Raw genomic sequence first — 22787 nt, forward strand, 5'->3', positions numbered from 1 at the left:
AATTTTAAAAAAGTTGCTTTTTGCAAAAATAAATTCAGTAAAAATCAATACTTTTGCACCAATTTTATTTAACAACACAATCCTAACTTTTTAACTATAATGAACAACAACAGTGCTGTTTACGAGAAAGAGTTGGCTTTTCAGGCAGACAGAAGAAGAGCCGGCGTTGAATTTATCAAAATCATTAGCGACCTATGGTATGACAAGTCTATTGAATTGGTTCTTTTCAGAAACCAATTGATCGACCGAAATGTAAGCGACATCATCAACTTACATGAATATGCCGGTGAATTTGTTCAAAAACCAATCAACATTTTTGATTCTGTGGAGATCGCCAGAGCTATTGAAGCTTTGGACTTACCTCCTTCCCGAATTGACATCGGTAAATTAACATACGAATACCATTTAGAAGACGATAAATATAACGACGCTACTGCTTTCGTAGTAGACAAACTGAAACATGCAAAAGAAACCAAAGATATCCAACCAAAAGATGTGGTATTATATGGTTTTGGACGTATCGGACGTTTATTAGCCCGTGAATTAATGTCGAAAATCGGAAAAGGACAACAATTGCGTTTGCGTGCGATTGTGACCCGCGATAAAAACGATGCTGTTTTATTAGAAAAACGCGCTTCTTTATTGCGTTACGATTCTGTTCATGGTGATTTCGAAGGTTCGGTTACCGCAGATCCTGAAAACAATGCATTGATCATCAATGGAACAACCGTACATATTATTACGGCTAATGCTCCGGAAGAAATCGACTATACACAATACGGTATCAACGATGCGTTGATCATCGATAATACCGGTGCTTTTACAACCGAAGAAGCACTTAGCCGTCACCTGACTTCAAAAGGAGCCGACAAAGTATTACTTACTGCTCCAGGTAAAGGTGTTCCAAACATCGTATACGGTGTAAACCACACGGATTACAATCCGGATGAAGTAAAAATCTACTCGGCTGCTTCATGTACTACGAATGCAATCACGCCAATTTTAAAAGCTGTTGAAGACACTTTAGGAGTAGTAAAAGGACATTTAGAAACAATCCACGCGTATACCAACGACCAGAATCTGGTTGACAACATGCACAAAAAATACCGTCGTGGAAGAGCTGCCGCTTTAAATATGGTAATCACCGAAACAGGTGCCGGAAGTGCCGTTGCCAAAGCATTACCTGCATTGGCCGGTAAATTAACTTCAAACGCGATCCGTGTACCGGTTCCAAACGGTTCATTAGTGGTATTGAATCTTGAAGTTGGAAAAGAAACTTCTAAAGAAGGTGTTAACGACATCATGAAACAATATGCTCTGGAAGGTGAATTGGTTGAGCAAATCAAATATTCATTAAACAATGAGTTGGTTTCTTCGGACATCGTAGGAACTTCTGCTCCGTCAATTTTCGACAGTAATGCGACAATTGTTTCTGCCGATGGTAAAAATGTAGTATTATATGTTTGGTACGACAACGAATACGGTTACAGCCACCAGGTAATTCGTCTGGCAAAATATATCGCCAAAGTAAGACGTTATATGTATTATTAATCGTTTGCTTTGCAACATTATAAAAACGCCCCGATTAAATTCGGGGCGTTTTTTTTATTCCTTTATTTTTTCCACATCTGACAGGTTTTAAAAACCTGTCAGATGTTACACACAAAAAAAGAGCCATCTTTTCAGACAGCCCTTTTACTATAGTTATGATTTGACTATGCTTTACCAGCGGCGATCAAATTTAAAGCAGAACCTGCTACAAACCAGCCAATCTGACCTTCGTTGTAGGTATGGTTTGCCATGATGATATCTTTTGAACCATCGGCATGAACAAACTCTAACGTTAATTGTTTACCTGGCGCAAATTCTTTTAAATCTAAGAAATTGATAGTATCATTCTCCTGGATTTTATCGTAATCGGCCTCATTAGCAAACGTTAATGCCAACATACCTTGTTTTTTAAGGTTGGTTTCGTGGATACGGGCAAACGATTTTACCAATACCGCTTTCACACCTAAGTGACGTGGTTCCATTGCAGCGTGCTCACGTGAAGATCCCTCACCGTAGTTATGGTCACCCACAACGATTGAAGGTACTCCAGCCGCTTTATAAGCACGTTGTACAGCCGGTACTTCACCGTATTCACCTGTCAATTGGTTTTTCACGTTGTTTGTTTTCTGATTGAAAGCATTCACCGCACCAATTAACATATTGTTGGAAATATTATCCAGGTGACCACGGAAACGTAACCAAGGACCTGCCATGGAAATGTGATCCGTTGTACATTTTCCAAAAGCTTTGATCAACAACTTCGCTCCGGTGATGTTTTCACCATTCCAAGGCTGGAACGGATCTAACAACTGTAAACGCTCTGATGTTGGCGCAACCACTACCTGAACTCCAGATCCATCTTCAGCAGGTGCCTGATATCCGGCATCTTCTACTGCGAATCCTTGTTTTGGTAATTCATCACCACTTGGCTCGTCTAACATTACTTCTTCTCCGTCTTCGTTGATTAACTTATCGGTTAACGGATTAAATCCTAAGTCTCCTGCAATAGCCAAAGCCGTTACCAATTCCGGTGATCCTACGAATGCTAATGTATTCGGGTTACCATCGGCACGTTTTGAGAAGTTACGGTTGAACGAGTGAACGATTGTATTTCTTTCTTCTTTTTCAGCACCTTCTCTATCCCACATACCGATACATGGTCCACATGCATTGGCAAATACGGTTGCTCCGATTTTATCGAACGTATCGATAAATCCGTCACGCTCGATCGTGTAACGCACCTGCTCCGACCCCGGTGTGATGGTGAATTGTGCTTTTGTTTTTAATTTTTTGTCGGCTACCTGTTTTGCTAAAGATGCAGCACGTGCAATATCTTCGTAAGAGGAGTTCGTACAAGAACCGATCAATCCGATTTCAACTTTTAAAGGCCAGTTGTTTTTCTCGGCTTCTTCTCTCATTTTAGAGATTGGCGTCGCTAAATCCGGAGTAAATGGTCCGTTTAAGTGTGGCTCTAATTCCGAAAGGTTGATTTCGATTACCTGATCGAAGTATTGTTCCGGGTTCGCATATACTTCTTCGTCAGCCGTTAAATATTTTGCGATTGCATTGGCTGCATCAGCAACTTCCGCACGTCCTGTAGAACGCAGGTAACGATCCATAGATTCGTCGTATCCGAAAGTTGAAGTTGTCGCTCCGATTTCAGCCCCCATATTACAGATAGTACCTTTACCTGTACATGACATTGACGTTGCTCCTTCTCCAAAATATTCCACGATAGCTCCCGTCCCCCCTTTTACAGTAAGGATACCGGCTACTTTTAAGATTACGTCTTTTGGTGCTGTCCATCCTGATAATTTACCGGTTAATTTAACACCGATTAATTTCGGAAATTTTAATTCCCAGGCCATTCCGGACATTACGTCTACCGCATCCGCTCCACCAACTCCGATGGCCAACATTCCCAATCCACCGGCATTTACCGTATGCGAATCGGTTCCGATCATCATCCCTCCAGGGAAAGCATAGTTTTCTAATACTACCTGGTGAATAATTCCCGCTCCCGGTTTCCAGAATCCGATACCGTATTTATTTGAAACAGACGATAAGAAATCGAATACTTCGCTACTTTGTGATTTTGCTCTTGCCAAATCGGTTTTAGCATCTACTTTCGCCTGGATAAGGTGATCACAGTGTACCGTTGTTGGAACCGCTACTTTGTTTTTTCCGGCATGCATAAACTGCAATAAAGCCATCTGTGCCGTAGCATCCTGACAAGCAACACGATCCGGTGCAAAATCCACATAATCCTTACCTCTTGTGAATGCCTGAGAAGGGGTTCCTTCCCAAAGATGAGCATATAAAATCTTTTCAGATAATGTTAGCGGACGACCAACAAGTTCCCGTGCTTTATCCACACGTTCAGCCATGTTTCCGTACACTTTTTTAATCATTTCTATATCAAAAGCCATACTATGAATGAGTTATGTTATTATTTGTTTGTTTACTTAAAGCGGTACAAATTTAATCAATCCTAATGAGATTTGAAAATTTTTAGTATTTCTTTAAATTCAAAGAATTATTATTTATAAACATTCTATTTTGATGAATATTTTTCAACGATTCCTAGAAATAACCCCTAAAAGCGATAAATTCATAATTTTTTAATTTTATATTGTCGATTCCTAAAAAAAACCACTCATTTACTAATAAATTCCAAAATCAGGACACCCGAAAAAGCCCATAAACAGGTCGAAACAAGTGTTTTTATCCGTCAAAAAAAATGAAAAAAAATTTTAAAGTCGATCCGTATTTTACTTTCTGAGCGCCATTATCGGTTTTTCATAATAACGATACAACAGATAACTCAGTAAAAAAGTAATCGTAAGGTAGAATACTGTAAAAAGATGCAATTGCCAACCCGATAAAGAAACCGTATCGATCCAATATTTAAGCAGTTGTAAAACAAGGCTGTAATGAATCAGATAGATTGAATATGAAATCAGACTTATTAAGGTAACAGGCTTAGCAAACCAGGATGGTGCCGTTTTCCATTCGGACAAAAGTGGCAGAAACAACGCAAAGGTCAACGAGGTAATGGGCAAATAAAGTACATTCCAAAAGAACGGATAGTTTTCGATTAAAATCTGAAAAAATCCCACGCCGACAAACATAAACACCATCAGCACACAACCCAAAACGGCGATTTTCAGTTTGTGTTTTAGCCAGAATTCCGAATAATTAATATACAGCCAGCTAAAGGCCATTCCGATTAAAATAGAATCTATTCTATAAATTACGACTACTTTTAACGATACATTCCATTGTATCAAAGTGGTATTGGAAGTCCAAAAATAGTATCCGACTTTGGCACCTATAAACAATAGAATCAATCCTAAAACCACCGCTAAAAAAAGACGGGATTTATTTTTCCGCGGAAACACCAAGGCAGCTATAAAAAATGCCAGCGCGCCAATCAGATAGGCAAATTCTTCCACCGACAAGCTCCAGGATTCCGGAAAAAAGGTCGGCATGGTGGTCGCAAAATTTTGCAGAAATAGAAAATAATAGCCCGCCTGTTCCATTTGAAAGCCAAACAAGAGTCCCAAACCGCAATTCAGTAGCAATATTAAATAGTAATTCGGTAATGTTCGAAATCCTCTTCGTTGCAGAAAATAAAAAAAAGTAGTACGGTTAAAATCCGTCGTTACAAACAGACGGTATAAGATACCTCCGATCAGAAATCCGCTTAATACAAAAAACAATTCCACACCCCAAAACCCAAACAGCGTAAAGAGTTGTCCTAAAATTCCCGGGCAATCCGGATAAATCCACAACAAATGACCGCCCAACACCATTAAGATTGCCGTAGCCCGCATCACATCCAATCCGAAAATACGTTCCGTTCCTGTTATTGTGGTCGCATTCATTTTATTTATCTATTTTTGTTTTATACTGCATTTTCTTATGAAAAAATCAAAGATATATAAATATTTCACAATCCTGATTGTCTTTATTTTAGCTGTGATCGGAATCGTATACTCCCAACTCACCAACCGGCATAAGGCAATTGTAAAGACACAGGTTTTACATTTTACCGGATTACTGGACAGTGATTGGATAGTAACCAATGGCATACAGGAGTACAAAATGCTATCGCCCACTTTTCTTATTGACGGCATCTACAAATCAATGGAAGGTCCGAAAGCCTCCCGTTATATCCAACTGAATCAGACCGAAAAATTATTATGGATTAAAGGTTTTGACGTACAGGCGTTTGATGCCAACACGAATGCGCCGTTATCCAATGATTATATCTGTCATATGAATGTTGATATTAACGATGTAAACTATTATAACCACTGGCAGTTAGACGACCGCATCGGCAAACAATATCCGCGCCTTACTTCTTTATCGCAAGGATTGGAGCGTTTTGATTTTCCGGAAGGCTATGGCGTTCCGATTATCGGTAATGATTTTCTTTTTGTGACCTCGCAGACTTTGAATCAGAATATACCGGATATCTTTAAAAAGGTAAAACACAAAATCACCGTAAAATACGAGGCTTCGCCAAAAGCCATAAAACCGTTGATGAGTAAAACCGTTTTTATACAATTACCTTTCGACAAGCACGATCCCTTTAAAGGTCCGTTGGATCCGGGAAGTAACCAATGTATTCCCGTGGAAACCAAAAATCACACATATGAAGATAAAAACGGAAACAAATTGTCCGGTCATTGGGTAATTCCGACCGGTATCGCTACCTATAGAAGCAGTATCACCGAACAATTACAAATTCAAGATAGTGCGCGTTTGCATTTTTCGGCACCGCACGTACATCCGTTTGCAACCGCGATCGGCATTTACGACAAGACAACCGGCAAAACCGTTTTTAGCTGTAAGGTGACCAACTATAAAGACAAGATTGGACTAAAGGAAATCCAGCCATTCCACTCCGAAACCGGTGTGTGGCTTTACAGCAACCACGAATACGAATTGGTTTTAAATGTCAACAACACTTCCGCATCCGAACAGGATATGATGGGCAGTATGTTTTTGTTTTTTTACGACCGCGAATTGGAACAGAAAATCACCTCAAAATAGATTTTCTCTACAAACAAAAAAGCGCCTTTTCGAAAGTATTGAAAAGGCGCTTTTTGTTTTATTTTGATTTATTTATTGCGTTACCGCTACTTTTTCTTCCTGATTAAAATATTTAAAAATCATCACCGCTGCAAGTATTGCTCCGGTCAACGATAGTAAACTTCCCACTGTTATCAGTTCGATAGCTTTCGTGGTCACTTCCGGAAACTTTCGATAATCGGATAGTACGGCCAGGAATAATCCAAAAGACACCAATCCCATGATCAGTCCAATAAAAATTCCGAGATAGCGGTTTTTAAAGACGACTTGCGCCGCCATAATGGTCAGCACTACAATCATCAGGTAACTGATTTGCCCTTTTACAATTAGCGTTTCTACAAAACTGAAAACCGCCAATCCCATCAAGGCATATTCCGGCAGATTCTTTACAATATTTTTCATTTGATAACAGTTTCTGGTTCGTCCTAACAAAAACGTAATAAATCAAAAAAAATTATAATAATTTCGCAACAATCATCTCTTCCGTAATTCCTTCGGCATCTGCTTTATAATTCTTAATAATACGGTGACGTAAAATTCCGGTAGCTACCGCTTTTACATCTTCGATATCCGGAGAAAATTTTCCATTTAAAGCGGCGTTTGTTTTCGCTGCCAAAATCAGGTTTTGCGAAGCTCGTGGGCCAGCTCCCCAATCCAGATAATTTTTTACATAATCGGTTGCCAACGCATTATCCGGTCGGGTTTTACTTACCAAAGTAACGGCATATTCGATCACGTTATCCGCTACCGGAATACGACGGATCAAATGTTGGAAATCGATGATCTCCTGAGCGGTAAACAATGGATTTATGGTAGCACTTACATCCGAAGTAGTACTTTTTACTACTTGTACTTCTTCTTCAAAAGTCGGGTAATTTAATTTGATCGCAAACATAAAACGATCCAACTGCGCTTCCGGTAACGGATAGGTACCTTCCTGTTCAATCGGGTTTTGGGTTGCCAATACAAAAAACGGCAAATCCAATTTATAGTGATGCCCGGCAATGGTTACCGCTTTTTCCTGCATGGCTTCCAAAAGTGCCGCCTGGGTTTTTGGCGGTGTACGGTTGATCTCATCGGCAAGGATGATATGGGAGAAAACCGGCCCTTTAATAAACTTAAAAGTCCGCGATTCGTCCAGAATTTCGCTTCCCAGAATATCAGACGGCATTAAATCGGGTGTAAACTGAATTCGTTTAAAGTCCAATCCCAAAGCCTGTGAAATGGTGTTTACCATTAATGTTTTGGCCAATCCCGGAACCCCTACCAACAAGGCGTGTCCTCCGGCAAAAATGCTCAATACAATCTGGTTCACCACTTCTTCCTGACCCACGATAATTTTAGCGATTTCCTCTTTTAAGGCTTTTTGTTTCTGAACCAGGTTTTGAATTGCTGCAACGTCTGACATAATATTTTATTCGTATCTGTTAAATTAAAAAAGAGTTAGCTTTAAATTCATAAAACTAACTCTTTTAATTATTTTTTAAAAATTATTTTTTCAACCAGTTATTCGTGAATTTACAGTCTCTGTAATCTCCGTTGATTTTAATATAGGTTTCTTTAATTTTCTCTTCGGTCCATTTGGCGATGGCTTTAATTTGTTTTTCCTTTAAAGCCAATTCTTTGATTTTAAGGTAATCTTTAGCATAATCGGCCGTATGCTCATCATAACGATTGGTAACCGTCAATAATTTGTAATGCTTCATTCCTTTTTCATCTGCATCCACCAACGGCAACGATACCGCTCCATCTTTTAAATCGGCCACCTGGCTGTAAAGCGCCGGATCCATTTTAGTCAACTCAAAACGGGTTTCCAACGTTCTTGGATTTACTAAAAGTCCACCGCTGTTACGGGTTTCTTTTTCATCGGAAGAAGCGCGCGCCGCATCGGCAAACTTAATCTCTCCGCTTACAATACGCTGACGGATTTTTTCGATTTTTTCTTTAGCTTCTTTCATTGCCTCATCCGATACTTTCGGAATGATCAAAATATGTCTTAAATCCAGTTCCTGACCACGGATTTTCTCCAGGTAGATAATATGATACCCATAAGTAGTTTCAAACGGTTCGGAAATTTCTCCTTCCGCCAAACTAAAAGCCACATCTTTAAATTCTTTTACGAATGGTGTTTTTCGGGTGATTTTATAAAAACCTCCTGTTGGTACCGACGCTTTATCATCCGAAAACAATACCGCTTTACTATAAAAGCTGGCACCATTATCCATTACATCTTTTTTAATTTCGCGTAACTGATTCATTACCCTTTGTTTTTCAGCATCGGAAATCTTAGGGTTAATCACAATTTGCGCTACTTCCATTTCGGCTCCGAAAACCGGTAATTCTTCTTTTGGAATCCCTTTAAAGAACGTACGCACTTCTTCCGGAGTAATCTCTACCGCATCCACTACCTTACGTTGCATTTGCGAGGTTAGTTTGTTCATCTTTACGATGTCGAAAAAGTAGGTTTTAAATTCTTCAAGATTCTTTTTGTTGTAGAATTTCACTACTTTATCAATCGAACCTACCTGCTCTACCATCTGGTCTAACTGCGAGTTCATAAAGTCGTGCACCTCCTGATCGGTCACCACGATACTATCCTGAACGGCCTGATGGGCATATAATTTATCTTCCAAAAGTTTCCCGAACATTTCACAACGCGTGATATTTTTGATGTCAATCCCTTGTGCCTGTAACTCGACAAATGTTTTGTCGATATCCGAATCCAATACAACATATTCCCCAACTACGGCTACCACTCCGTCAATCTTCTTTTTCGGGGTTTGTTGCGCCTGAGCTGTTCCGAAGAACGCCAGAGACAACCCGAAAATCAAAGCCGCCTTTTTATTTATAAACTTCATATTTCTTATTTTTAATGGCATCATTAGTGATCTCTTTTTCAAATTTCTTAATGTATTCTAATTTTCTGTTATTTAATAATATTTGTTTTATCGTTGGGCTTATATATTCGAACGGCGCCGTTTGGTTCCGATCTAAAACCTTATTCACTTTTACCAGATAGGCCGAAAGACTGTCCTGATATTCATACGAGATTCCGTCGGTTATATAACGGTCCCGATTATCCGGGTTTACAAACGGTAGGTTTCGATACACCTGATTCATATCGACCCATACCGTGTCGTTAAAAGCATAGCTCTTAAATTGTATCGTCATTCCTTCTAATGCTTTTTTGTCTTCTTTACGGGATGAGTTGAATCGGCTTCTGATGACTGCAAATTTAGGATTATCTTTGGTCAGATTGATATATTTTAACCGGACTAATGTCCCGGTTGTTTTGAAATTTTCTTTGTTTGCCTGATAATAACGCAACAATTCGTCTTTTGTTATCGTCGTATCAATAGCCTGTTTCACGACTTGTTCAATATAAGCACCCGTATACAGATCGGTTGTGTATTGTTGGATCAAAACGTCAAAAGAGGCTTTTTCCTTATCACTAAGATTCACTTCGGCCGCATCCATCAATAGTGTACGCGTTGCCCATCTGTCGATATAATTTTTAACAATCATCAGACTATCCGCTTTGGAGGTTCCGGCAGGAACCAATCCTTTGATTTCGTCTGCATACAGATAGGAATCGTTTACCCGTGCAATTGCTTCGGGCTTTTGTTTCGGTCGGATATAGTCGCAGGACCAAACCGAAAACACTATTAAAAACAGTACAGCGGCTTTATTCATCTATTTATTGCTGTAATTCCTGTTTTACCTCGCTAAATACACCTTTATCAATGTTGATGGTAAACTCTTTTTTCAGTTCGTCCACCCATTTGCTTTCCAGGTATTGCTGGTAATCGTTAATTACTTTCCCTTTGGTTTCTTCAAATGTTTTCGGTCCTTTTGGCATTTTTTTAAGCACGTCGATTACGAAATAGTAATTTCCGTCTTTGATCACATCCGAAATCCCCACATTTAGTTTCGGGTATTTTGGTAAGGCTTCGCTTCCTTCTTCGAAAACGCCAGTCTTCACCATAATAGACACTTTGTTGTCTTTATTCAGTTGTTCTTTGATAAAATCGATGGATTTTTTCTTTTTCAGAAATTTTAAGGTCTGCTGGATTGCATCCTGTTGGGTCGAGGAAAACACATTAGCTTCTACTCGCGGATGCCATTGGTAATTGGCAATGTTTTTCTCGTAGAATGCTTTTAACCCTAAGGTATCGGTTTTCGCTTTGTTCCAGATTTCTTTTTCCATCAAATCAAACAATAGCAATCCGTCGCGGTATTCGTCCATTACGTTGGCAAATTCCGGATTCTCTTTTTCCAGATTGTCGTTGTAATAGTTCATTAACTGGTTGTGGATAAATTTACCATACAACTGGTCAACCACTTTTCCGATCGGACGGATACCCCATTTTGTTTTTTGTTGTGTGTTGACAAAATCTAAAAAGTCAAGCGCACTTACTTTTTTATCTTTATTGATCACCAAAAGAGTACCTTCCAATTCCGGAGTGGAAGCCGGAACTTCCCAAGCCTCTTCATAAAATTTGTCGGTTACTAATTTGGCTGCTTTTGCATATAGTTTTGGATTTTTCTCTATATTGTATTTTTTAGCCAGTTTTTCACTTAACGAAGCATCGATCAGTTTGGAACGATCGTCTTTACGTACTCGGGATTCCATTTCCGTTTGTACATCAGCAAAACTGCGAACCGGGGTTTTTTCGATCAGTTTGATAATATGCCATCCGAACTGACTTTGAAATGGTTCGGAGATATCACCCGGATTTTTAAGTGAAAAAGCAACGTCTTCGAATTTTTCAGAACTCAACTCTCCCGATCCGAAACGTTGTAAATGCCCGCCTTTTCCGGCAGAAGAACGATCCTGTGAGAATTGTTGTGCCAAACTTTCGAAGTTTTCGCCCTGTTTGATTTTTTTATAGATGTCGTCGATATTGTTTTTAATCGATTCGCCTTCAACCGGATTCTCGGCTTTCATCAACATAATATGTGCTACGGAAACCTGTCCTCTGTTATCGCGGATATCGTTTACTTTGATCAGGTGATAACCGAATCGCGTACGAACCGGTAGGGACACCTCTCCTTTTTTGGTTTTATAGGCTGCCGTTTCAAATGGGTATACCATTCTGAAAACCGAAAAATAACCTAAATCACCTTTGTTATCTTTTGCAGAAGGATCTTGCGAATAACGTGTCGCCAGATCGTCAAAACTCTCACCTGCCACCGCTTTTTTGCGGATATCCATAGCTTGATTATAGGCTTTTAATGTATCAGCCGGCGATGCATTTTCATCGACCGTAATCAATATGTGAGAAGCTTTGATTTCTTTTAGGGAACGCTGATAGGCTTCATCTACAAGCTCTTTGGTCACTTTAGTATCGGTCATGTAGTTACGCGACAATTGCGTACGATACGATTTTAACTCCGCTAAATAATTGGCGTCATTTTGTAATCCCAGCTTGTTGGCTTTCTGAATTTTCAGTTTATATCCCAAAAACAAATCCAGATATTGATCCAGATTTTTTTGTGACTCGTCTTTTACCAAATCCAGATTTTTCTTGTACACCCGGCTAAATTCGTCGGTATAATAAGGATGATTATCAATATTGAAAAGTACTTTTTTCGTTTTATCCTGTGCATACGACATGGCAGTCGCTGCTACACAAAGACCTAACAGAACATATTTTAACCTCATTCTTTCAAAATATTTTAAATAATTTATAGTCTCGAAAAAAATCTACAACCACCAAAGCGATTGCCATTATACTAGTTGATTAGCAATCAACAAAAATAACAATTCAATTACATTATACAACTATGCGTTTTACTATTAACAAAAAATTATCGCGGGATGTAAGGCTCTTATTTTTAAACCGATTAAAAAGTTCTCATAAATTATAGCTACTTTTGCAGTCCTTAATTTTTGTTAAAATGAGCTTTCAAAAAGAAATTCAACGCAGAAGAACCTTTGGTATTATCTCTCACCCGGATGCCGGAAAAACCACATTAACGGAAAAACTGTTACTATTTGGTGGTGCTATTCAGGAAGCGGGTGCTGTAAAAAGCAATAAAATCAAAAAAGGAGCAACTTCGGATTTTATGGAAATCGAGCGCCAGAGAGGGATCTCGGTGGCAACTTCCGTTTTAGCGTTCAATTATAAAGACAAAAAAATCAATATCCTGGACACTCCGGGTCACAAGGATTTTGCCGAAGATACCTTTCGTACCTTAACAGCAGTCGACAGTGTGATTGTGGTGGTTGACGTGGCCAAAGGGGTTGAGGAACAAACCGAAAAACTCGTGGAAGTATGCCGTATGCGTAATATCCCGATGATCGTTTTTATCAATAAGTTAGACCGTGAAGGTAAGGATGCTTTTGACCTGATGGACGAAGTGGAAAAAAAGCTGGGTTTAAAAGTAACACCGCTTAGTTTCCCTATCGGTATGGGATACGATTTCCAGGGAATTTATAACATCTGGGAAAAGAACATCAATCTTTTTGAAGGTGACAGCCGTAAAAACATAGAAGAAACCATTGCTTTTTCGGATATCAACAGTCCGGAACTGGAAACGATAATCGGTGAAAAACCGGCGAATAAATTACGTGAAGAACTGGAGCTTATCGATGAAGTATATCCTCCGTTTGATCGCGATGCCTATCTTGAAGGAAACCTGCAACCGGTATTTTTCGGTTCGGCTTTAAACAATTTCGGGGTTCGCGAAATGTTGGATTGTTTTATCGAGATTGCGCCATCACCAAGACCGAAAGATTCGGATACGCGTAACGTAAAACCGGACGAAGACAAATTTTCAGGATTTGTGTTTAAAATTCACGCTAATATGGATCCGAAACACCGTGACCGACTAGCATTTATTAAGATCGTATCGGGTGTATTCGAACGAAACAAACCGTATTTACACGTGCGTTTGGGTAAAAACTTAAAATTCTCAAGTCCGAATGCCTTTTTTGCGGAAAAGAAAGAGATTGTGGATATTTCGTATCCGGGTGATATTGTGGGATTACACGATACCGGAAACTTTAAAATCGGCGATACCCTGACCGAAGGAGAATTAATGAACTTTAAAGGAATCCCGAGTTTCTCACCGGAGCATTTCCGTTATATCAACAATGCCGATCCAATGAAAGCCAAACAGCTTGAAAAAGGAATTGATCAACTTATGGATGAAGGTGTGGCACAGTTGTTTACACTGGAAATGAACAACCGTAAAGTGATCGGAACCGTAGGCGCACTTCAGTATGAAGTAATCCAATACCGTTTGGAACACGAATATGGCGCTAAATGTTCGTACGAAAACTTCCCGGCATTTAAAGCCTGTTGGGTACGTCCGGAAGACACTAAAAACGAAGAATTTGCCGAGTTTAAACGAATCAAACAAAAATTCCTGGCAAAAGACAAATACGGACAACTGGTATTTCTTGCCGATTCGGATTTCTCAATTCAGATGACACAGAGTAAATATCCTACCGTAAAACTTCATTTTACATCGGAATTAAACTAAAAAAGACTTCTTTATATCCAAAAAGCGTAAACCAAAAGTTTACGCTTTTTTATTTTACAAGACACTTAATTTAATAGTAAAATTTAACATATTATCCGGATTTTTCCTATTTTTATGCTCCCTAATTAAGTTTTATGAGCGCACTTTTACAAAAAAAATGGATGATTATTTTTTCATTATTTTCTTACATTTCATTATTTGCTGATGAATTATCCCCTAATGATCCTCCGGGTGAGGAAGACCCTGTAGTACCGGTTCCGATAAACCAATACACTTTACTATTGGCTATTATGGCGATCATTCTAGCGTTCTCACTCATCCGAAAATACTATCGAAAAGCAAATACAAACAAGGCATAAAAAAACCGGCTAGTTAAGCCGGTTTTTTTATTTCTAGTTACGCAATGCTGCTCTTCTTTTATTGATCACAAATATCGCAAAAGCGATTGCAATAAATGCCATCCATATCACGTATCCGTTAATTGGCACCACTGGCGTATCCAATGGGTTATCATCAGGATCTCCACCAAAATCTCCAGGATCTTCTTCTGCAAATGCTACCACATTAGCTAATAATGTAAAAATAAAAATGTAGCTGTATACTCCTATCTTCTTCATAATATATGGGATTAAATCGGGTAAAGTAACATATTTACCATACCCGATTTCTATTTTATTTAATAAATTACTTTTACTGTTGTCGTTTTGTTATCTTCAGCCGTTACCTGAACCAATAACACTTGTTGCGCTACAGAAAGATCTGAAATCACCAAGGTGTTGTTGTTCACTTTTGCTTTTTGATATACCATACGTCCGTTGATATCGAAAATGGTTACCTCTTTGATTGAAGTATTTTTCGTTTCGATATGTAAGCTTGTATTTTGTTTGTATACAACCACTGCATTGGCATCCAATGTAGCATCGATTGTTCCCAAGGTAGTTTTGTACACTATCTCAAAACGGTTATCAAAAGTTCCTTCTGCCGATGCAAAGGTATACGCTCCGTTTTTCAGGTTGTGTAATGCTCCGTTGTTGGCATTATCTTTAATATAAACATCCTGATTTCCAGCAAACAATCCGTCGAATGAAGACAAGGTGATGGTGTAGTTTCCAGCAGTAGCCGCTTTAAATCCTAAGGCTACCACATCGTTGTCATTAAACGGCAACGCACGCCCCTGAATGGTATAATCGGCTGCTTCAATTTTCGAAGACAAGCTGCTTCCCGTGTTTCCAAAAGCCAATCCGTCGTATCCTCTGTCTACTCCTTCTGTAGCACCTTGTGCATAGGCTACTAAGATTTGATTGAAAGCCGTTCCGGAATCATTGGTTAGATTTAACCAGATACGGTGTCTTTCGATTTCTTCCGGTGTTGCGGTAGTAGCACCAGCCACTCCTCTAAAGAATTGATCATTATTATCAGTCGAACGCATCGTATTTACAAAGCTCACATTTCCACCAGCTGGTATGGATTTCACAATAAATCCTTGTCCTACCTGGATTTTACCGTTTGGCACATTGGCCGGAACTCCCGAAGTTCCCAAAGTAGCCGCAACTCCTCCCGATCCCGGTGTCCATGTAGCATAGTTGGTTCCCGCCGGAAATTGTCCCTGAGCGTTCATCGTTAAGGTATGTGCGTAGAAATATAATGTTCCGTCGATTGTTGCGTTTCCACCTAAGAAAGCCGTTCCGTCGATAACCGATGGGTAAGGATTTCCTACAAGGTTGTATCCTGTTCCGGTGTTTTCTAAAGTAAACGTAACGTTTCCGTTATTTGGTTTTCCAACAAAAACTCCTTCCCAAGCTGCAGCCGGAGATGTTTGATAATTGTTTGGCGCTCGTACTGCAAATCCTTTACCCGGTACAAATGTAGAAGAAGCGGTTAAACCTGTATTCACATAAGTATTCGTTGTAGTCTGATAGGTATAGAAACGGTTTGTCAGCGTATTTGGTGAGAAACCAAAAAGGTTTTGTCCTTCAACCGGTGCTGACCATAATGTATGATCAAGTCTTACGATCGGTGCAGAATTTCTATGTACGGTTACCGCTCCTGTATTTGCTACTGCGTTTGTTTGGATTAAGTTGGCGTTGTTTTCGATTACGAAATCTGCTGCCGTCATATTGTTTACCACATCGTTAACAACGGTAATATTGGTTCCAGATGCCAAACGGAAAGATCCCGAGTTTAACGTTAGTTTTTTAGCGGTAAACACGCCGTTCGTATTGGTGTTATACGCTCCGGCAATAACGGCTTCGATTGTTGCTGTTGGTCCGGAAACATTCGACCATGCCGTTCCATTCCAGGTTACGGTTGTCAAAGCTGTTGTTACATCAATTACGTTGGAATTGGCCGATGTTGTCGATGTGTTTTTTGCGCGAACTCTGTAGTGGTAGGTTGTATTTGGGTTTAATCCGGTTACTACATAAGAAGTAACATTCCCTACGTTTTTGCCGTCATACCCGGTTACAAACGAAGGTGCTGTAGTAGTGTAGTTAATGGTTACCTCATCGATATAACCAACACCGCTTCCGTTTTCAAATACGATTTTCACATCGCTTGCCGTTTCGTTAACCGCTACGGTATATTCATCAAATCCGAGATTATCTAACGGGAATGACTCCAATAAAGTGGTAACCCCGCCTACGATTTTACTTACTTTTAAAGTACTGGCACTTGATCCTCTTTTAGCAAAGAACGTTACCGACGTTACTTTTGAAAAACTTGGTGATGTCATTTTACCATCACTAGCTCGTAATTGTGCTCCATATCCATCATAGGCACTAGACACAGCCGCTCGTAGAACCGCATTTATACTCCAGACTCCTGATGTAAGTGTTACAGTTCCGAACCCGTAACCGCTGGTACTTAATCCTGATTCGAATTTTTCTAAAATATTAGCAGTTGCCGAAGTTGAAAATGAAGCGTATTCACTCACGTCCAAAAGATAGGCATCAGCCTGTGGAACCGCACTCCAATGTGCTGTAAAATCGTTTGCGTTTACTGCCGTTGCTGCTGTTGCTACCGGCTCAGCAATTGCTGTAATATTAGCCGTAAGTCCGGTTGGCTGTACTACGTTATAGTTGGCTGCTGCCGACCCGGAGATGGTATATCCGGTTACCGTCACAGCAATTCCGTTTCCAATCGCCGAGGAAGCAAATGTCGCTACCGGAGTTCCTCCTAAAGTTACATTGGCTACATCTGCTGCTAATATTCCTGTTAGTGTTGGCGTTCCCGATAAGGTTGCTGCTGTAGTTCCGTCGGCTACTTTATTGTTTGCCGTTACACCAGTAATGTTTGCATTTTTCTTAGATACTGTTAAAGTACGCACTACATCGGTAGCCGCATTATAATTGGCATCACCTGCCTGAGAAGCAGTAATATTGGTTGTTCCTGCTCCGATAATCGTTACGGTAGTTCCGGAAATAGTTGCTACTGCCGGATTACTACTGCTATACGAAACCGCCAATCCGGAACTGGATGTTCCTGTTAAGGCAAAATCCGCGTCACCATATTGTTTGTTAATATTGGCGAAGGTTATCGTCTGGCTTCCTTTTCCAATATTAAAATTGATCGTTGCCGGGTCACTATCCCCGACAGTATTGGTTGCTTTTACTGTTACCGAAGCCGATGAAACTGCTGTTGGTGTTCCGGTAATCGCTCCTGTTGTTGTATTTAAAGATAATCCAGCTGGTAAAGTACCTGTTAACAAGGTATAACTTGTTGGGTTACCTGTAGCCGAAATCGTCTGACTAAAAGCGGTTGCTACGGTTCCGTTAAAAGTAGCTCCTGTTACTACCGGCGCCACTGGTGGTAAACCTGTAGCGGTCATGTTAAAGTTATCGATCGATACTCCGTTATCGGTTCCTGAAAGATTTGTCGATACCCAAGACATACCAAAAGATGCTCCGGGAGCAATATTTAATCCGGTTAAGGTAAATTCAGCTACTGGTGTTGTAGCAACGTTACCATTTGTCCCTGTCGCTACTCCTGAGAAATCTTTTCCATTTAAAGTTGTATTCGTAGCTAATGCTCCGGTACCGGTAAGATCCCATCCGGAAGTATTGGCACCTCCATAACGCCATTGCTGATAATCCCAGGAAAGTTTTAATGAGGTAATAGCAGATCCTGAATTATTTACAAAACTCACGGTGTACGTGTATGTATTAGTACTCGATGGTAAAGCCCCCAAACTAAAGTTGACTGATGGAGTTGTTACGCCATAGGCATAAAATCCTCCTCCATTTGCTGTACCCGTACTTCTTCCGTTATAAGATGTAGGACCTGATAAAGACCAACCTGCTGGAAGCGTATTAGTCGCATTTGTTGCATTTGATGGGTTGTAAGCATCAAAATTGTCCGATTTGGTGTAAGGTAAAGCAGTAATACTCACCTGCCCCCACGTGTTAAGTCCCATAAAGCATACCACGAGGAATAGGGCATATTTCAATGAGAATTGATGTAGTTTTTGTTTCATAAATTTACTTTTGTTTTTTTGAGACTTCAAAGATATAAAGATGTTACCTATTTTGAAAATGAGTATGTTACCAATATATTAATTAACACCCAAAAATACTTTTTATCGCATTTTTCATGCTTTTTATCGCATTATTTCATTATGATATTCGATTTTTTTTCAGCCTAAAAAAGGAAATCCTGTCAGATTATCCATAATGGTTCTCTAACAGGATCATAATTATTCCTCTCAAAAATAAAAACTATCGCTTCATACTAAAGTGTGCCTTAAATTCTTTTTGCACTCCTTCGTCATAATAATGCAATACAAACCAATAATCGGTCGAAGGCAGCGGATAACCATTATAGGTACCATCCCACCCTCTTTCTTTAGGAGAAAGTTGCTTGATCAACTTTCCGTAACGATCAAAAATGGTAATAGTCGCCTTCTCCGGATTGGGTAAGTCTTTTATATTCCAGTAATCGTGGTACGAATCCCCGTTTGGCGTAAAGTAACGCGGGTAGTTCAACACCAATACACGTAGCGGACTGTCGCCACATCCTTTTTTATCGTGTACCCGTACGGTATAATAACCCGCCGTGCTTACCTGGAAAACCGGACTATCCTGGAGCGGTCCATCGTTTAACTGGTATTCGTAATCTCCCGATCCCTGTGCCGAAACTACGATGATCTGATCCAGATCGAATGCTTCTTTTACGATGGCCTGTACGACAGCCGTCGACGAAACCGTGATCGTTGCCGAAGCTGCTCCCTGACAACCGGTAGCGGTATCGGTTACCGTAACCGTATAATTCCCCGGTTGGTTTACCGAAAGGGTTGGCGTGGTATTGGGTAAGGTTCCTCCGTTAAACGTCCATACAAAAGTATAACCGCTTGCCGGAATTCCCGGATTTAAAATAACAGGAGCCACCAGATTTCCGGTTACCGGGTTTACACAAGTCGACTGGTTTCCTAAATGAGGTTGCGGGGCATTTTTCAACGATACGGTTAGTTGTTGCATCGGCCCCAAACATCCTGTTGCCGCGTCTTTTTCCTGAACCTGTATCGTATAGGTTCCCGCCGGTGAATTCCCCCAGTTGACTTTTATTTCGTTGGTACCCGCCGGATTCGAAAAGCTTATTGCTCCGGAAAAGTTCGGATTCGGAATGGTCCAGCTATATACCGAACCCGGTGTTCCCAATCCGTTGTTTTCGGCAGCATCGACTTTATATACCGAAGAACTCATCCCCTGACAGATGACCTGTTGGGCATAACCTGTAATCCCCATACCCAACAGGATACTACTACAGGTATTCAGAACAAGTTTTCGTAGTTTCGGATTCACAGCGCGTATTATTTTATGACTTCTTTTTTGATTCATTCTTTTGTTTTTTTCCAATCTGCCGATCGCTATCGGTTTACTAATTGAAAATGATTGCTGATGTGGTTGGTGCCGATGGTTGCGGGTTTACGGTTTCGTTTTGTACCGGTGAAAAACATCCGCCAGCGTTTTGTACCGTTACCGAATACGAACCTTGTCCTACGTTATTAAAAATTGGATTGGTCTGATAATTCACCCCATCGATACTATACGTTAATCCGGTTCCCAGTGGCGCGGTCACTTCAATAGTAGCCATTGGTTGCGAACACGTAGGCTGTGTTACTATTACTGCAGGTGTTACCGGTGCTACCGGCTGTGCATCGATGGTTACTGTCGTTGCTGTAGAAATACATCCGCCCGGTGCTTTTACCGTAACATTGTACGTTGCTCCTGCCGTAAGCCCGGTGAACTGCATTCCTGTCTGATAATTTGTTCCGTCAACACTGTATTCGTAACCCGTTCCGGTTGGTGCGGTTACCGTTATCGTTCCCGTAGCTACCGTACAGGTTGGTTGTTGTGTTACCGAAGCTACCGGTGCCGATGGCAATGCCGGTTGCGGATCGATCACAGCTGGTGTACTTCCTGAAATACATCCTCCGGCACTTTTGATGGTTACAGTATACGATCCTGTTGTTACGTTATTGAAAACATTTGATGCCTGGTAGTTTACACCATCAATACTATAGGTATATCCGGTTCCTGTGGCTGGCGGTGTTACCGTAATGGTTCCCGTTGCTACAGTACAGGTTGGCTGAACCAATGTTACAACCGGATTGGCTGGTGCCGCTTCTATCGTAACAGTAAGGTTTACTGGCGTTCCGGGACATCCCGAAGCATTGGTTTCGATAACCTGAAGGGTATATACGCCCGCCGGGGTGGTTCCCCAGTTAATCGTGATCGCGTTGGTATTTACATTGGGTGTTCCGGTAATAGTTCCGGCAAATGTGGCCGGTGTTACCGTCCATGTATAAGTCGATCCCGCAGGCCCTGTACCCGGAGTATTTACGCTATAATTCTTTGTTGCGCCTACGCAGATGGTTTGTTGCGCATACGTTCCTAAGGTAGCCAACATCACTATCGTGAAAATTAATGCTTTAAAATAGTTCTTTTTCATTATTGAGTTTTTTGATGAGTTTCTTGTTAATTGTAATAAATCCCCATGGTAGTTGGTTTTGGCACTACTTTTACCGTTGCGGCATAGGAATGTTCCTGACAGCTCGGCGTGGTCACAAAACAGTAATACTGATTCCCGTTAAATCCGATTGGAACATTATTGATCGTTAATACTGCTGTTGTCGCTCCGGAATAAGGCGCTGCATTGGTTACATTTACCCAGACTCCGGCACTATTTAGCATTTTCCATTGATAGGTTACTCCTGTTGGATTATTCATGGCCACCGAAAAAGTAGCCGATTGTCCTTCGCATACCATACGTACTATCGGTTGCGTGGTTATTGAGGTGGTATTGGATACCGTATAATTGTGAATCCCAATATCGTCGCAACTTTCTATTGATGACGAATTCCATTCACTCGGCACATAAACACTGTTTGGCGCTACTACGTCGTTTCTGCGGATCATGGTATACCCGGTATTATCCGGCGCATTAACCGCATCGATTACATTTCCACCTTTAACCAGTTCAAAGCCGTCGTCTGCATTAAATCCGGTCTGGTATGCTATATTTTGCGGAAACGTACAAATCGGAGCATCGTTTCCAATTCGGATCAGATACAGGCTTCCGGATGCTAAATTTCCGGACAGGTTTATCGTATAGGAAGGCACCGGATCACCGGCCGTTCCGTATCGTAGAACAGCATATTGTGATAAATTGACGGTTGCTCCTGTTCCGTTATACAGTTCGATAATTCCGCCATCACCACGATCCGCATCGTATAATTCCGAAATAAAAATATCGGAATACAACATGGTACAAGTCGATCGAAGTACGGTAAAAACCGGTGAAGTCCCCGTACAGTTGTTGGTCGTGATACTCACCGCACCCGTGGTGCTTCCAACCGGTACTACGGCTTCGATAAGCGTATTTGAAATAACGGTAAAAGACGTTGCCGGTACACCGTTAAACAAAACTGCCGAAGTTCCGGATCCATTCATAAATCCGCTACCGTTGATTTTGATCAGGGCGTTAACCGGTGCCGATGTTGGCAGAAAACTGGTTACTGTGGGTTGCGTACAAGCTGTGGTTATAATTCCGTTAAAAGCAAAGTCGTTTATACTAAACGTTCCTCCAGCCGCAGAAGCGCCCCAGGCATAAAGTCGGAAGGTAATTGGAGCTGTAACGTTCTGATAGGCTGCTGCCGCCAAACTGATGGTCGTTCCGTTTGCATTTGCCGCACCGATGTTGGTTCCATAACCATCTAATGACGATCGAAACGAAAAGGATGTCGGCCCGGTTCCGGAAGCTTGTGCCGTGTATTCAAAACTGACAAATTTTATAAGATAACCCGACGATGGTGTGAGTGTAAATTCAAAATATTTGGTATTCGAAAGGGTTCCGGAATTCCAACCCGTAGCATTATACCGGTTGTTGGTATTGGTTCCGGTAATTCCCGATCCGCGGCCAATACCCGAAACGGTAATATTTGGACTTACCGTTTGCCCGGTCGTATACGGATTGGCCGTATTCGGATTTGTCCCGGTTATCGGATTGCTAAAAATTGCCTGTCCCTGTGTGGTGTTCACCGCGAACAACATTAATGCCAGTACTCCGAAAAAGCTTTGTTTACAAATTAATTTTGATATGTTGAATTGTAATAATTTCATTCAAATAAGTTCTTTTTTATTGTATTCTAC

At 40.7% G+C, this 22787-nt stretch carries 16 protein-coding genes; 3 read left to right on the forward strand and 13 right to left on the reverse strand.

Annotated elements, in window-relative coordinates:
- The first annotated feature begins 99 nt into the window (after nucleotides 1-99).
- Nucleotides 100-1551, forward strand: a complete 1452-nt coding sequence (locus ABFU83_RS11565) for a glyceraldehyde-3-phosphate dehydrogenase (protein ID WP_347066105.1) — start codon at nucleotides 100-102, stop codon at nucleotides 1549-1551.
- Nucleotides 1552-1715: 164 nt separating this feature from the next.
- On the opposite strand, the gene ABFU83_RS11570 is transcribed toward ABFU83_RS11565, so the two are convergent.
- Nucleotides 1716-3980, reverse strand: coding sequence for an aconitate hydratase (locus ABFU83_RS11570; protein ID WP_347066107.1), 2265 nt, complete (start codon nucleotides 3978-3980; stop codon nucleotides 1716-1718).
- A 342-nt stretch (nucleotides 3981-4322) separates the two neighbouring features.
- On the reverse strand, nucleotides 4323-5438 hold the full coding sequence (locus ABFU83_RS11575; RefSeq protein ID WP_347066109.1) for an acyltransferase: 1116 nt from the start codon (nucleotides 5436-5438) through the stop codon (nucleotides 4323-4325).
- 37 nt (nucleotides 5439-5475) lie between these two features.
- Between ABFU83_RS11575 and ABFU83_RS11580 the strand changes: the two genes are divergently transcribed.
- Complete coding sequence (locus ABFU83_RS11580) at nucleotides 5476-6612, forward strand: hypothetical protein (protein ID WP_347066111.1); 1137 nt, start codon at nucleotides 5476-5478, stop codon at nucleotides 6610-6612.
- Nucleotides 6613-6684: 72 nt separating this feature from the next.
- On the opposite strand, the gene ABFU83_RS11585 is transcribed toward ABFU83_RS11580, so the two are convergent.
- The 5 genes from ABFU83_RS11585 to ABFU83_RS11605 form a co-directional block, all read right to left on the reverse strand.
- A complete protein-coding gene (locus tag ABFU83_RS11585) occupies nucleotides 6685-7053 on the reverse strand; it encodes a hypothetical protein (RefSeq protein WP_347066113.1) in 369 nt (122 codons plus the stop codon).
- Nucleotides 7054-7105: 52 nt separating this feature from the next.
- Nucleotides 7106-8059: a MoxR family ATPase gene (locus ABFU83_RS11590; protein WP_347066114.1), complete on the reverse strand. Its 954-nt coding sequence runs from the start codon at nucleotides 8057-8059 to the stop codon at nucleotides 7106-7108.
- 82 nt (nucleotides 8060-8141) lie between these two features.
- Nucleotides 8142-9509, reverse strand: a complete 1368-nt coding sequence (locus tag ABFU83_RS11595) for a peptidylprolyl isomerase (RefSeq protein ID WP_347066115.1) — start codon at nucleotides 9507-9509, stop codon at nucleotides 8142-8144.
- Nucleotides 9493-10344: a hypothetical protein gene (locus tag ABFU83_RS11600; RefSeq protein WP_347066117.1), complete on the reverse strand. Its 852-nt coding sequence runs from the start codon at nucleotides 10342-10344 to the stop codon at nucleotides 9493-9495. The genes ABFU83_RS11595 and ABFU83_RS11600 overlap by 17 nt, the downstream gene beginning before the upstream one ends.
- Before the next feature lie 4 nt (nucleotides 10345-10348).
- The gene (locus ABFU83_RS11605; RefSeq protein WP_347066119.1) at nucleotides 10349-12316 is read right to left on the reverse strand and encodes a peptidylprolyl isomerase; all 1968 of its coding nucleotides are present in this window, start codon (nucleotides 12314-12316) and stop codon (nucleotides 10349-10351) included.
- 236 nt (nucleotides 12317-12552) lie between these two features.
- Between ABFU83_RS11605 and ABFU83_RS11610 the strand changes: the two genes are divergently transcribed.
- On the forward strand, nucleotides 12553-14142 hold the full coding sequence (locus ABFU83_RS11610; RefSeq protein ID WP_347066121.1) for a peptide chain release factor 3: 1590 nt from the start codon (nucleotides 12553-12555) through the stop codon (nucleotides 14140-14142).
- 184 nt (nucleotides 14143-14326) lie between these two features.
- Here the strand turns inward: ABFU83_RS11610 and ABFU83_RS11615 are convergent, their stop codons facing one another.
- The 6 genes from ABFU83_RS11615 to ABFU83_RS11640 form a co-directional block, all read right to left on the reverse strand.
- A complete protein-coding gene (locus ABFU83_RS11615) occupies nucleotides 14327-14461 on the reverse strand; it encodes a hypothetical protein (protein ID WP_347066122.1) in 135 nt (44 codons plus the stop codon).
- Nucleotides 14462-14534: 73 nt separating this feature from the next.
- A complete protein-coding gene (locus ABFU83_RS11620; RefSeq protein WP_136402325.1) occupies nucleotides 14535-14759 on the reverse strand; it encodes a hypothetical protein in 225 nt (74 codons plus the stop codon).
- Between the two features lie 59 nt (nucleotides 14760-14818).
- The gene (locus ABFU83_RS11625; RefSeq protein ID WP_347066124.1) at nucleotides 14819-18613 is read right to left on the reverse strand and encodes a YDG domain-containing protein; all 3795 of its coding nucleotides are present in this window, start codon (nucleotides 18611-18613) and stop codon (nucleotides 14819-14821) included.
- 241 nt (nucleotides 18614-18854) lie between these two features.
- Nucleotides 18855-19973, reverse strand: a complete 1119-nt coding sequence (locus ABFU83_RS11630) for a T9SS type B sorting domain-containing protein (protein WP_347066125.1) — start codon at nucleotides 19971-19973, stop codon at nucleotides 18855-18857.
- Nucleotides 19974-20013: 40 nt separating this feature from the next.
- Nucleotides 20014-21087 (reverse strand): hypothetical protein, encoded by a 1074-nt coding sequence (locus tag ABFU83_RS11635; protein WP_347066127.1) that lies wholly within the window; start codon nucleotides 21085-21087, stop codon nucleotides 20014-20016.
- 26 nt (nucleotides 21088-21113) lie between these two features.
- Nucleotides 21114-22757, reverse strand: a complete 1644-nt coding sequence (locus ABFU83_RS11640; protein WP_347066129.1) for an IPT/TIG domain-containing protein — start codon at nucleotides 22755-22757, stop codon at nucleotides 21114-21116.
- Nucleotides 22758-22787: the final 30 nt, after the last annotated feature.

This window comes from Flavobacterium sp. WV_118_3, assembly GCF_039778605.1.
Lineage (GTDB): Bacteria > Bacteroidota > Bacteroidia > Flavobacteriales > Flavobacteriaceae > Flavobacterium.